Below are 13048 nucleotides of genomic sequence, written 5' to 3'. Positions count from 1 at the left end.
TTATAAGAGTTTTTCCATAAGTATCATATCACTTTTTTGCCCATCACTGCACTCTACCTGCAAAAGATCCTTGGTCTTGACAAAACCGGCCTTGGAATAGCTTCTTATGGCGATCTCGTTATAGGTAAATGCCTTAAGGTAGACTCTTTTTAATCCGATCTCTTTGGCGTAGGAAAGAGCCATCAGTGCAATCTCACTTCCGTAGCCTTTTCCGACAGCGTCGTCCTCACCGATGAAAATTCCGTACTCGGCGGTTCCTTCTTTCCTGTCAATATCCCTGAAATACACGCTTCCGACGGGTCTGTAGTCTTTATCGTTCTCGCAGATAATAAACTGCTCGACCTCTCCCGTCATGATCTTGGTCTTAAACCAGTTCTCATGAATTTCTTTGGTAAATATCTCTTTATAAACGAAGTTGTTTCGTACTCTTTCGTTATTTCTCCACTTTACAATCAGCTCGGTGTCGTCCGGGGTAATCTTACGAATAGATACCTTATTCCCGCAGACATCAAAGCCCTGCATTTCTTTTTTCATATTATTCTCCGTCCGGCTTTACCTGTATTACTTTTCTCTGACCGCGTATATTGCGAAGGCATCGGCCACAACGTCTTTTTGCTCGATCGTAACTTCCAAGCCCTTGTATCTGTAATAATCCACCAGCCAATCTGTGCTTTCAGATTTATTTTGAACGAAATATGCCTTATCTGTCAAAAGAGCCGACTGCATATCGGTAAATCCCTCTTTTGCAAGCTTCTTTTTCGTAAGAGGACTGTTTATTCCCCAGCCGCCCATAAGATCGTGGTTGGCAAAAGAATTATCGACTCTGTCAAAGAGCTTCTCGGAGAACAAAGCTTCGCCCTCCGCCTTGTCTTTTCCGCATGAAACGGATGTGTATGTATCTATGAAATAGAAATTGTCCTCATTGGCATCAAAATAGTCATCCAAAGCGTCGTAATGCATCCTCATAAGCTCCCTTGAACGCTGCTCTGCGCTTATTACAGCTTTCTGATTGGGAACCGATAGAGCCGATAAAAGAACTGCGACAAGTATTATCTTATATGGCCAATAGCTGCTCTTTTCCGCGCGTTTTAGAAGCATCGCAAACAGGATCATTATCTCGATAAAGAACAAAGGATGCGCGATCCTGATGGGAATTCGCCTTCCCATGATCATATATATCCACAGCGACGTTCTGCATGCAAACAAAAGAGCCAGTGCTCCCACGCTTCGTACTATCTCTTTGTTACTGCTATCCTTCCTTGGAAGAATATACGAGATCAACACTCCGATATAAAGAACTATGACAATGACATTCCAAGGAAAATACGATCCGGGTTCAAGATAGTCTTTTTGCTCTGAAAAATTGTGAAGTTCGTAAATATACTCGGAAATCGCTTGCTTTAAGTGCGGAGCAAAAGGCTGCTCGCCCGATCTTTGCTCCTTATAGCAGCTTGCCACTTTGTTCAAAACAGCCGTATCTATCTTGTCATCGAGCCCGAAATTATAATTTACCAAAAGCTCATACTCACTTTTATCAAGTCCGAGGTTATCATAGAATTCCTTGTTTTCTTCATACTCGGGAATGTTCTGATAATCATAGAGCTGTGTTCTGGCCTCGAAAAAGTCATTGTACTGCTTCCAATCGGATTTTGAGAAAGCAACCTGATGTATGACAAATCCGATCACTAAGGCTGTTACTATCGCGCCAAAGAGCTTAAGACAGCCAAAAAACTCTGTCTTGTTAAGCTTCATAAGCCATCTGATAAAAATGGCCACGCACACCATCGGAAGTGTCAAAAGAAGCATCTCTGACCTTAGCAAAAATGCGATAAACAAAAGGATAAGAGCAATCTCGAAGTTCTTATCTTTGTCTTTTTCATGCATAAGGATCAAAAAAGCTGCCGTACCCGACATGAATCCGCAGGTAAACGTGTAGTGGATGAATAAAAAGTGCGAACCTACCACTCCGATCGCAAAAAGCAGCATAAATAACGACGCAGCGATCTTATGCCCACGCTTTTTGCAGGTTTTAAGCGTCGTATGCGCTATTAAAAACAGGCACAGATATTGTCCGCCGCACAAAAAAATGCCATACCAGTCTAAGCTTCTTACCACTCTGTAAAGGAGCGAGAAGAAAAAGCTTATCGGATACAGCATCTGTATATTATGACCTTCGGGAGCGCCTGTATAGGCTCCCGAAAGTAGATCCTTTATCAGGACGTCATCATTGGCTTCAAACCAATAATCACCTATAAAGCCCATGAAAAGAACCGCCACCAGCACCAAAACCAAAGAGATTATGAAGTTGGATATTTTATACGTTTTTTTCATAGTATTCTTTTACTCTTGTAATAACCTCATTACGGTCACTGTCTGTGAGCTTGTAGTACATAGGAAGGCGAAGAAGTCTCTCGCTCTCCTTTGTAGTATATTTGTCCTCTCCGCGGAATTCACTGTAGATAACTCCCGCTTTGGAAGAATGAAGAGGAACATAGTGAGAAGCAGGAAGGATATCGTTAGCTTTAAGGTATTTGATAAGTCCTTCTCTTTCCTCAAAATCCTTACACTTTATGTAGAACATATGAGCATTGTGAACGCACTCTTTCGGCACGTAAGGAAGCTCTATAAGCCCTTTTTCCGCAAGCGGAGTGAGCTCCTCGTAATATGCGTTCCAGCTCTTTAATCTGTCGTTATTGATCTCATCGGCCATCTGAAGCTGAGCATAGAGATATGCAGCGTTCATATCACTTGGTAGAAACGAAGAGCCGGGCATGATCCAGCTGTACTTATCAACCTTGCCTAGCTTGTAGAGTGTACGGTTTGTTCCCTTTTCTCTTATAATGATGGCGTCGTCGACATACTTCTCATCCCTTATAAGAAGCGCTCCGCCCTCACCCATGCTGTAGTTCTTGGTCTCATGGAAGCTGTAATTACCGAAATCACCGATAGCTCCGAGCGCTTTTCCCTTGTATGTTGCCATAACTCCCTGCGCAGCGTCTTCGATAACAAGAAGGTTATGTCTCTTTGCTATATCCATGATGGTATCCATCTCGCAGCCTACGCCTGCGTAGTGAACCGGCACGATTGCTCTGGTCTTGGGTGTTATTGCCTGCTCAATGAGGTTCTCATCGATGTTCATGGTATCGGGTCTGATATCAACGAATACTACCTTGGCTCCTCTAAGAACAAATGCGTTGGCCGTTGAAACGAAGGTATATGAAGGCATGATAACCTCATCACCTTCCTTGATGCCTGCAAGTATAGCTGCCATCTCGGTTGCATGTGTGCAGGAGGTTGTAAGAAGCGCCTTTGTGCAGCCTGTCTTTTCCTCGATCCACTTATTATCAAGATCCGTGTACTTACCGTCTCCACAGATCTTCTGGGCTTCCACACACTCTTTTATATAATCAAATTCTTTTCCCGTATAGGGTGGTACATTGAAGTTAATTCTCATAAGCTATGACCTTATTTTTATAATATCTTCTGCCCCGGTTGCTGTTTCAGTCTTTCTTCTCAAGGAAAATCTTTCTTGTAATGAAATTATAAACCATTACAACGCCCGTTGCTCCGAATTTGAAGAATACGTCCTTTGCAAAAGAAGCGCTCATAATGCCGTTAAGCCATGACCAGTTCTTGTATATGAGATCGAATCCCACAAAAAGACAAAGTTCATTGATTCCAAGTCCGATCGCACTGAGGATAACGAAGATTATGAACTCCTTCTTCCTGCTCATATCCTCTTTTCTCTCAAATACAAACTTAAAGCTGAGGATATAGTTAGCAACTACGGAAACCGTAAACGCTATAAATCCTGAGATCAAATAATACTGTGGGAAAACATTATCAAATCCCACCGCCTCGAATCCGGCATTGAAAATCCTGTAAATTACATAATCGATAATAAAGCAGATAACTCCGACTACGCCAAATTTGGCAATCTGTGCCAATAATTTATTCATAATCTTTTCCTCTTTCTTGCCTAAATATTCTTATGCGCGCTTTGCCCGCCGTCTTACTGATTGTTTGCGGTATAAACCGTAAATCTATCACTCTCGAAGATTTTATTATAATCGTGTTTGCCGATATAGTCCATCAGCTTATCGTATTTAACAGAAAAATTGGCATATCCGTCATTCTCTTTATATCCGATTATTACAGTCGGAGCGGGCTCTTTTGAAGCATCCAGAGAACTCAGGGCGTTATCAAAACTGTCAACCGAATAGCTGTCAAGATCGGGCCAGGTTGTATTTATCGCAGGACTCATGTCAAAAACATACGGAATACCCGGGATCTCACCGAAAGTCAGAACTTTTCCGGATGTCAGGTTATTATCCTCAAGGCTTGCCTTCAGCTCTTTTAGCGTACTGTAATTATCTGCGGTCGTCACAAGGCCTTTTGCTTTAGGGATCTCCGTCACTTTCGTGTCGCGAGGTGTTCCGTCCATACCGTCGACAAATGAGAAGTTAATGTGGAAAAGAGCGCCCTGGAACAGCGTTGCAATAATAACTCCTGTTATCATTGCCTGCCATGCAAAGTTCCATTCTCCGTCGCCGAGTCTTTGCATAAGTCTTCTCATAAGCCACAGACTAATGGGTGCTATCAGGAACAGACAGTTAAGGATCGGCATCGTACGGTTATTGCTTCCGAGCGGAAGAACAAGGATCTGCACAAGTGCCATGGCTGACAACGTTCTCTCTTCCACGGTTCCGTTAAGGATTCCGTGCGCCCCTATAATGCACAATACAACCGATATTATCAAAAACATCATCGCAACCTGAAACATGCAGTCATAGTAAAAATAATTGGCAGTAAGAACGCCCTGTCCGTAATAATATCTTGCGAGTACCAAGAGACCTGCTATAAAAGCAAGCTTCTTAAGAAGTACAAATCTTCCCTTTGCCATAAGGAACATGATTATTCCTGCGGCCAAACAAGGGATCATTATTATCATATTTTTAAAGGTATGCAAATATGCTTCAATGATAAGCTCAAGCATTCCTCCGGATGAATAATCGGAAGCTCCCTCAGTCATCGACAAGAGCTTCATTATAGCTTCGGGATAAGCATTAAAGCCATATCTTATCGAAATTATAATGAGCGGAAGACCAAGACCCGCTACATATCCCGCGATGCAGACACCCGTCTTTCTTGCTGCCTCTATAAACTTATCCTTGTTGATAAACGAATAGAACCACAAAACAAGGATCAGCATGCAATCCACTATAGCAGGAAAACGTGCAAGTACGTTTAGTCCAAGGCATACTCCCGCCGCAAAGAGAAGTATATTCTGCTTCTTCCAGGAAAAGATACCAAGGATAAGTAATACCGATCCGATCGTCAATAAAAAGTACGGTATGTACTGATACAGGATAACTCTCGGAGCCCAGCAAAGGCTTTCTGCGATAAACTCTCCGATAAAGATCATCCAACCCGGGAGCCAGTTCTGAAGTACGTAGTAAGCTATGAGCGCCATCGCACTTATAAAGAACGTGCAATAAACAGCAAAGCCTATCATCGTGCCCGCTCCCGGAAGCTTCATTATCACGTTTCCGATAAGGTTGGAAAGGTAAGTGGAAAAAAGCCACATCGGATCCACGTTGCTCATATACTGAAAATTACCGAGGTTGTATGTCGTGTCGGCAATATCAAGGCCGGCTGTAATACCAAAAAAGGGATATAACAACAAGACCACGGGAAAGAAATATCTCTCCAGCGGGCGTTGAAATCCCTTTAGTTTCATAAAATAGCTTCTGATATTTTTTAGCATAAATCCTCGTCTATACGTTTGATCAGTTTGAAAAGCTTAGTGTTTTCGCATATTCTTCCAATAAAGTTAAAGACGTATTTTCTGACCCAATCAACAAATATTCCGGCAAAGAATACTATCAAGATCGAAACAACCAGATGAATGAAATACATCGGAATGTTATCAAGAGGAGTCTCCCCAATGATATTCTCGATCCATTCAACCCATCTGTCCGCGATCTCAAAGTGCATATGAAGAAGGTATACGCCAAGTGTATACGGCGCAATTATCCTGATCGCTTCGGCAAACTTGTTTTCTTTTAACCTCATAAATCTAAAGACAGAAAACAGTCCGAGTGCTCCCGTTAATGTGAATATGAAATTATAATGGTTCGGAACACCGGCATAATATCTGAATCTTCCGGTATCCAGATTGATCTTGTGGAAGATAAGGCTGAGAGCCGCAATAGCAAACGCCGATACTGCAAAAACGATCGCACTTCTCTTGGCGTCGTGGAAAAGAACGATATTATATTTCCTGATATAGGCAGCGATCAGATAAAGACATATAAACCAGCCAAAATCATATCCCATCTTATCTGTTCCGAACATAACGGGAACAATGCTCTTTATAAAGCAAAACCAAGTCAAAAGCCCTATAATGACTGCCTTGAGCTGCTTTCTCTTAAGAGTATTGACTGCCGCGTTCATAACAGGCGCAAGCACATACATGATCACATACGCAGTCACAAACCAGTAATGTTCCGCAGATATGGGGAAGAAATATTTAAGAGTCCTGTCGAGCTTATCTTCCGGTCTGACCGTATACGCACCGACGAAAATCATAGCTGCGGAAACAAGTAGAGTATAGAAATAAACCTGAAGAATAAGCTGAAGCATTTTGCTGAACTTAACTGTTGAGGCGGATAGGAAATATCCGCTTATAAGCACATAGACGTTAACACCCGTAATGGCGATGGCTTCGAGTATCGTTGCAAATATACCGACATGCGAAGCAGGCTCTCCAAGTTCAGGAAGAGCATTCGATTGAAAATTAAAATGAAGCGTAAGGATCATCAGCATTGCCACGATCCTTAAAAGTTCAATATTCGCATTTCTTTTCTGTGTCATACCTTGGCCGGTCATCATAGCCTCCGTCTGTCTTGTTTATTCTACATCGCTGTGCTTATTGTCTGTCTACGACCGCTTTGCCGTCCTTTATACTGTAAACCATATCGCACTTCTCGATTGTCTGTAATCTGTGCGCAATGATAACAAGTGTTTTTCTTCCATGTAGCCTGTTTATTGAATCCATGATAGCCGCCTCGGTCTCATTATCAAGTGCGGAAGTCGCTTCATCAAGGACAAGGACCTCGGGATCTTCAAAAAGAGCTCGCGCGATACCGATTCTCTGTCTCTGTCCTCCGGAGAGACGGATTCCTCTCTCTCCTATACTTGTATCAAGACCTTCGGGAAGGGATCTCACATATTCATCAAGAGATGCCTCCTTGAGTGCCTGCCATACTTTATTATCATCAATATCCTCATCTGCATATCCAAATGCCACATTCTTCCTGATAGTCGAATCAAGCATAAAGATAGTCTGAGGGATATATCCTATATTCTTGAGCCATCCGGGATAATTGCTCATCACATCCGTTCCGTCTGCATAGATAGTGCCGCTCTCTATGCAAAGCAGACCGAGCATTACGTCTACAATCGTAGTCTTTCCGGCACCGGAAGTTCCCACGATACCTACTGACTTACCGACAGGCACCTCCATATCTGCATGATTCAGAACGTATTTATCCGAATTCGGATATTTGTAAGTAATATCCTTTAGCAAAATAGTCTTATTAACGGGAAGCTTCTGCACTTCAAGCTTCTTTCTGTAATCGTCACCGTTGTATGATATCGAACTGTCGTTGATCTCCTCCTGAAGATTGTCGCTTACGTTCATGAGGAAAGGCTCAAAGTAAGCGATACTTGTGAGGTAATTGTTTATTCTATTGGCACTCGGAAGGAGACGTGCTGCAGCTGCGGCAAGTACACCAAGCTGCGGCTCAAGCTGTTTGATATCCGCACCAAGCACAGACATGTCAAACAGCATATATCCCATCAATCCTATAATTGCTACAGTCTCGATAAGAAGTCTCGGAGTTGAATTGTACAGATTATACTTCTGTACCGCATTAACATAACCCGCTCCGCAATCAGCATATCCATTAATAAAATAATTCTCTTTATTTGCAATCTTGATCTCTTTTATACCTGTCACAGACTCATCGATCCACTTGTACAGCCCGCTGTAATAGTCCTGATTCTCCTGTCCCGCCTTAACCATAACAGGTTTTATTTTATACTTAACAAGCAAAAGAACGATAACAAGAAGTGATGCAATTGAAATCGTCATGATCGCATCTGTTTTCAAAAGGAATATTACGATAAAAATAAATACGATGACTTCACTTATAAGCTGCAGTGAACTAAGAATAAGTCCATACATATTATTTACATCCGATGTGATGTTACGCTGAATAACACTGGTATCGGCGTTGAGATAATACTCATACGGGCGCTGCATAAAATTGATCATCATTCTTCTGGATGTCGCAAACTGGTTGGTATAAACAAATTTAAGCTGAGCTTTATTCATAAAAAACAAAAAAACATTCTTTATGACAAAAACCAATATAATTGCTACCAAAAATACTCCTGTAAGACGCCCAACATCTGAATAATCAATATTAAGCACATTGCAGACAAAAGATAAATATTTGCTCTTTGCTATCTCCTTCGGAGTTGAAATAATCTTTAGTATCGGCAATATAAGCGCAATTCCGATGGCTTCAAGCATACCTCCCACAAGCATCATGAAAACCATGCCCACCATCTGTCTTTTTTGTTTTGCATCAAGCAAAAGTATCAGTTTTTTATAAATCTTACGCATAAAACCAATATATCCTTCCGGTTTTAATATATTCAAAAGCTTTAATCGGTTATCGCTTCATTCTGTCTGTGAATCTCGGGAGCTTCATATTTGTCCATGAAATCATCTCCGAGATAATGCTTTTCTTTTACAAACTGAATCGAATCAACCACCGTATATACAGAAACAAGTCTATCGAAAGAGAGGCCCTCGATAAAGTTAAGCATCTCCATCGGGAACGATCCGTCAAGAACGATAGCATCGGGAAATGTCTTGTTGTAATCAAGATAATCTCTCGGGTGCTGTTTAATAAGTACCACAGCACGCTTACCATCTATAGTACCATATTCGTCAATAATATCCTTAAAGATACGCTCTCTTGTCTCAAGGTCACAGAGCGGCTCGGATAATACAAGAAGTGTCTTGGAATCACTGTCTTTTAATAGCTTTTCTTTCAGTCCCTTCATATCATCAACGAAAAGCTCAAGCATCTTCTCTTTTTCTTCTGAAGATAGTCTGTCCGTAAGCTTCTTTCTTGGAAGTTCAACATACTTTTCACAAGGATACGGGAGAACGGATATGTTATTTACTTCCATGTCGATGCAATATCTTCCGTATCCGTTTTGTATATGTATAAGCCCCAGAGACGCCATAAATGCTTTGATTTTAAAATGCCCCCTGTTATCGTATCTTGCCGTGTCATAATATCTTATGCAGTCAAGTCCGTCTTCTACGGCATGATACTTTATCTTCTTGTAATTAAGATAATACCCTATCGGATCTGAATCGCAGAACACATATATATCCTTGTATTTCTTAAAATCAACGGGAATATACTGTTCCTGAAGCTTGCCAAATCTCTTGCAGAACTTTATCCGCTTGATCATATTGGTGACGATATTACCCGAATCGGTCTTGAGCTCTTTAAGCTCAGGGAAAAAAGTATCTTCCTTCTCATCGTACTCAAACACTTCATCGAAAATGTCGCTGTCCTTGGCTCTTTCAACCATTTTTCCAAAGTTATTGGACATTTTGGAAAGAACAAGAGAAGCTTTCCCTCCGTCTGCAATATAAAATTCCTTAAGGCATGCCACATACACATGGTAAAAGGTATGGCATACATATATTCTATTATGCATTTTTCTTTCCATTTCTTAATCCCCTGTAAAACCACAAAAGTCTGTAATATATATAAAAAAACAGATGTGATTTCATTTGATAAGAAACCTGCTTCTTTTCCTCGGGGTGTATCTTCTCTTTGTAATACTCATTGTCTTGGAAATTTGGAAAGGTTTCCTTCATTTCGATAGCGAGCTTCTTGCAAAATCCGTAAACATTTTTAAGTCCGGACTTCTTTGGCATCGCCGAAAACAATGTATTTATATAAAAGAGCACCGTGTATTGGAACTCTATCTCGGGCTTATATTCCTCAAAATAGCCATTATCTTTAGCCTGAGCGACTATCTCTCTTCCCGCAGTCATTCTGTCTTCAAGGTTCTTCATAGAAATGCTGTGAACGGTTGAAGCATCGTGCTGATAATAGAAATATAAAGGCTCGTCTATATATTCAAAATGTTTGGATCTGAGCATCCAGGTATTGCTAACAGCGTTATCCTCGTAAAAGATGTCCTCAGGGAATATATCGAGCTTGTCTTTGGTTCCGGGAACATAGTCACCCACAATAAGTTCTCGTCTGTAGACCTTAACGACCAAAGAACCTGTCTCTATCAAAAGATTCCTGTATCGTTCTTTATTCATAACACCCGTTTGTGAATAATTATTGTTGTGGACTATCTTTCCGACGTTAAAGCTATGATCAGTCACCATAGTATAATCACAGCCGACCATATCAGCGCCTGTCTCTTCTGCCTTCTTAAGAAGCCTCTCGTAGTAGTCGGGAACAATAAAATCATCCGCATCTATAAACCCAAGCCACTCGCCCCGGGCTTTCGCAAGGCCGATATTCTTGGCTCCTCCCTGATGGTGATTGACTTCGGAATGAAGGGCTATGAATTTATCCGGGTATCTTGCCATATAATCCTTAAGGATTTCATAAGATTCATCCGTAGAACAGTCATCCACCGCAATTATCTCGTATTCACCAAAAGAAAGCTGCTGGTTTACCAGACTCTTTAAACAATAATCAAGTTTTCCGTCAGCTGCCATGTTATAAACAGGCACGATAATACTCAGTTTTTTCATGTTTTATATAATCTCTAAAATAGCATGTGCAATTTTATTAGCACCGCCTCCGTCTACAAGTTTCCTTGCTTTGTCACTCATTTTTTTTCTGAATTCTTGATTGTCGATCGCTGCGATTCCCCATGCAACGATTCTTTGAACAATCCTTTCGTCTTCTCTAAGGTCGCCCGCATATTTCACAGCGCCGCATTTATCGAACGCTTTTACAAATTCAACCTGATTGTCTGCCATACTGTAAACCACGGTAGGCACTCCGACTGCGCACAGCTCATAGAGTGTTGTTCCGCCTGCCGTTACCGCGAAGTCGCAGGTTTTCATAAGTCCCGCCATATCGGGAGTTGATTCATGCAGTGTTATTGCAGGATATTTAGCCGCAAGCTCTTTTAACTCTTTGACATAGTCTTCCTCAAACAGAGCTCCGACGATAACGTCACAGGTAAAGAGCATAAAATCAGGTATCTTCCTGCACGGTCCGTCGTTTTCATATACTTCCTTAAGGAGACTGCCGACTATATGATAAGGATCGGTTCCTCCTGCGGAGAGAAAAGCTCTTTTGGCTATGGGAATAACACTATAATCTATACCCTCAAACTGCTTGCGAAGAGGAGCATATTCGGCTCCCAGAAGCTTATGAGGCGCACTGTAGAAATCCTTCGGAACCTCCACATCGTAATTGACCACAAGATCAACGGGATAATCAAATTTATAAAGATCGTCAATAAAGCCTGTCTTGGTAGCAAGACCGTTTTTCTTGATGATCTCGTTTACCGCTTCAAAATAATCCTCTTTAAGAAAATACGAGTCCATCAGGTAAAAATCCGGCTTCTCTTCCGCAAACATCTCCTCCAGAACCTCTATGTCCTGCATGGGCTCGGAAAAAACCGTATGAAGGATTCGTGCATCATACTGCATACCTTCTTCGTCAGAAAGCGTCTGCAAAAGATTGGCGCTGTCCTCATCGGAAAGCACAAACTCCACTTCAGCGCCAAGAGCCTTAAGCTCCTGAGCAATGGTCATACATCTTCTTATATGTCCTGTTGCAATGATTCCGTTACCGTTTGCTTTAATCCAAATCTTTTTTCCCATATCGCATCTGCCTCATTTACCGAAAATCTTCGTATTTGAGCGGATCACCTCTGAAAAGATCACGCGTTGCAACCTTACCTATAACTTTATCATATTCAATGGGCGGAAGGCCGTTTCCGGGTCTTATTGACCTGATATTTTCGGCCGTAAGCGCCTCGCCTTCCTTGATGTCTTTTACTATAAAAAGAGATCTCGCGCCCTCCCTTTCCGTCTCCTGAACGGGAGTGAGCTTGTATTCCTTGCTTCCGAGAGCCTTTTCAACCATCCTCACGTTCTTCACAAGTTCCTCAAATTCCTTGGGTTCCATGGAAAAAGCTCCGTCAGGACCTCCGTCGGATCTCTTTAGCGTAAGATGCTTCTCGATCATTCTTGCTCCGAGCGCAACCGATGCCACCGCAACAGCCGAACCCATAGTATGATCGGAGAGGCCCATGATACAGCCATACTCCTGTGCAAGCGTAGGAATCATGTTTAGGTTAACGTCTTCATAAGGCGTAGGATAAGCCGATGTACACTTAAGCAAGATAACATCTTTGTTTCCTTCTTCAAGACATGCCTCAATTGCAAGCCTGATATCGCTCTCTCTGGCAACTCCCGTTGCGATGATCAATGGCTTTTTCTTGGAAGCACAGTTTCTGATAAGCGGAATATCCGTAATCTCATAAGATGCAATCTTGTAAGCAGGCATGTTCATCTCTTCCATGAAGCTGACTGCCGTGTCATCAAAAGGTGAAGAGAAGCAGTCGAGTCCAAGACTCTTTGCAACCTCGCAGAGCTTAGGCTGCCACTCCCAAGGAGTGTAGGCTTCTTCATACAGCTTGTGAAGAGTTGTGCCGTCCCAGATTGTACCGCCGGTAATCTGAAAATAACTCTTATCAGAATCAATTGTTATTGTATCAGCAGTGTAAGTCTGCAGCTTTATGGCGTCTACACCCGCCTCTTTTGCGGCGTGGATTATCTCAACCGCCCTGTTATAATCCTGCAGATGATTCGCGGACATCTCCGCAATAATATATACGGGATGGTCGTTTCCGATAATATGATCAGCCAATTTGATATTTTGATTAAGTTCATATCTTGGCATGT

The 13048-nt window shown here is 41.9% G+C and carries 11 protein-coding genes; all 11 read right to left on the bottom strand.

What is annotated here, in order from left to right; all coding sequences use genetic code 11:
• The 11 genes from D6853_RS13615 to pseI are packed head-to-tail and all read right to left on the bottom strand — an operon-like array spanning position 1 to position 13046.
• Positions 1-534, bottom strand: coding sequence for a GNAT family N-acetyltransferase (locus D6853_RS13615; protein ID WP_120658560.1), 534 nt, complete (start codon positions 532-534; stop codon positions 1-3).
• A gap of 27 nt (positions 535-561) precedes the next feature.
• Entirely contained in the window at positions 562-2331 is a 1770-nt protein-coding gene (locus tag D6853_RS13610; RefSeq protein WP_120658559.1) for a hypothetical protein, read from the bottom strand.
• Positions 2315-3454, bottom strand: coding sequence for a dTDP-4-amino-4,6-dideoxygalactose transaminase (gene rffA, locus D6853_RS13605; protein WP_120658558.1), 1140 nt, complete (start codon positions 3452-3454; stop codon positions 2315-2317). Before rffA ends, D6853_RS13610 begins: the two co-directional genes overlap by 17 nt.
• Positions 3455-3500: 46 nt before the next feature.
• Positions 3501-3959, bottom strand: a complete 459-nt coding sequence (locus D6853_RS13600) for a GtrA family protein (RefSeq protein ID WP_092245608.1) — start codon at positions 3957-3959, stop codon at positions 3501-3503.
• Positions 3960-4012: 53 nt separating this feature from the next.
• On the bottom strand, positions 4013-5767 hold the full coding sequence (locus D6853_RS13595) for a hypothetical protein (protein ID WP_120658557.1): 1755 nt from the start codon (positions 5765-5767) through the stop codon (positions 4013-4015).
• Complete coding sequence (locus tag D6853_RS13590; protein ID WP_158588760.1) at positions 5761-6891, bottom strand: acyltransferase; 1131 nt, start codon at positions 6889-6891, stop codon at positions 5761-5763. The genes D6853_RS13595 and D6853_RS13590 overlap by 7 nt, the downstream gene beginning before the upstream one ends.
• A gap of 40 nt (positions 6892-6931) precedes the next feature.
• A complete protein-coding gene (locus tag D6853_RS13585) occupies positions 6932-8695 on the bottom strand; it encodes an ABC transporter ATP-binding protein (RefSeq protein ID WP_120658555.1) in 1764 nt (587 codons plus the stop codon).
• Positions 8696-8736: 41 nt separating this feature from the next.
• The gene (locus D6853_RS13580) at positions 8737-9825 is read right to left on the bottom strand and encodes a glycosyltransferase family 52 (RefSeq protein ID WP_243108364.1); all 1089 of its coding nucleotides are present in this window, start codon (positions 9823-9825) and stop codon (positions 8737-8739) included.
• Complete coding sequence (locus D6853_RS13575; protein WP_120658554.1) at positions 9806-10876, bottom strand: glycosyltransferase; 1071 nt, start codon at positions 10874-10876, stop codon at positions 9806-9808. The genes D6853_RS13580 and D6853_RS13575 overlap by 20 nt, the downstream gene beginning before the upstream one ends.
• Positions 10877-10879: 3 nt before the next feature.
• Entirely contained in the window at positions 10880-11962 is a 1083-nt protein-coding gene (gene pseG / locus D6853_RS13570) for a UDP-2,4-diacetamido-2,4,6-trideoxy-beta-L-altropyranose hydrolase (protein WP_120658553.1), read from the bottom strand.
• Positions 11963-11978: 16 nt separating this feature from the next.
• The gene (gene pseI / locus D6853_RS13565; protein ID WP_120658552.1) at positions 11979-13046 is read right to left on the bottom strand and encodes a pseudaminic acid synthase; all 1068 of its coding nucleotides are present in this window, start codon (positions 13044-13046) and stop codon (positions 11979-11981) included.
• Positions 13047-13048 lie beyond the last annotated feature (2 nt).

The organism is Butyrivibrio sp. X503 (assembly GCF_003625475.1).
Classification (GTDB): Bacteria; Bacillota; Clostridia; order Lachnospirales; family Lachnospiraceae; genus Butyrivibrio.
The sequence above is the reverse complement of the archived record's forward strand: the minus strand, read 5'-3'. Positions and strand labels throughout refer to the sequence as shown.

Bases quoted from the DNA above. Each gene is read 5' to 3' on its own strand.
- D6853_RS13610 (WP_120658559.1), bottom strand. From the start codon at position 2,331: ATGAAAAAAACGTATAAAATATCCAACTTCATAATCTCTTTGGTTTTG.
- rffA (WP_120658558.1), bottom strand. From the start codon at position 3,454: ATGAGAATTAACTTCAATGTACCACCCTATACGGGAAAAGAATTTGAT.
- pseG (WP_120658553.1), bottom strand. From the start codon at position 11,962: ATGGGAAAAAAGATTTGGATTAAAGCAAACGGTAACGGAATCATTGCA.
- pseI (WP_120658552.1), bottom strand. From the start codon at position 13,046: ATGCCAAGATATGAACTTAATCAAAATATCAAATTGGCTGATCATATT.
- D6853_RS13600 (WP_092245608.1), bottom strand. From the start codon at position 3,959: ATGAATAAATTATTGGCACAGATTGCCAAATTTGGCGTAGTCGGAGTT.
- D6853_RS13595 (WP_120658557.1), bottom strand. From the start codon at position 5,767: ATGCTAAAAAATATCAGAAGCTATTTTATGAAACTAAAGGGATTTCAA.
- D6853_RS13575 (WP_120658554.1), bottom strand. From the start codon at position 10,876: ATGAAAAAACTGAGTATTATCGTGCCTGTTTATAACATGGCAGCTGAC.
- D6853_RS13615 (WP_120658560.1), bottom strand. From the start codon at position 534: ATGAAAAAAGAAATGCAGGGCTTTGATGTCTGCGGGAATAAGGTATCT.
- D6853_RS13580 (WP_243108364.1), bottom strand. From the start codon at position 9,825: ATGGAAAGAAAAATGCATAATAGAATATATGTATGCCATACCTTTTAC.
- D6853_RS13585 (WP_120658555.1), bottom strand. From the start codon at position 8,695: ATGCGTAAGATTTATAAAAAACTGATACTTTTGCTTGATGCAAAACAA.
- D6853_RS13590 (WP_158588760.1), bottom strand. From the start codon at position 6,891: ATGACCGGCCAAGGTATGACACAGAAAAGAAATGCGAATATTGAACTT.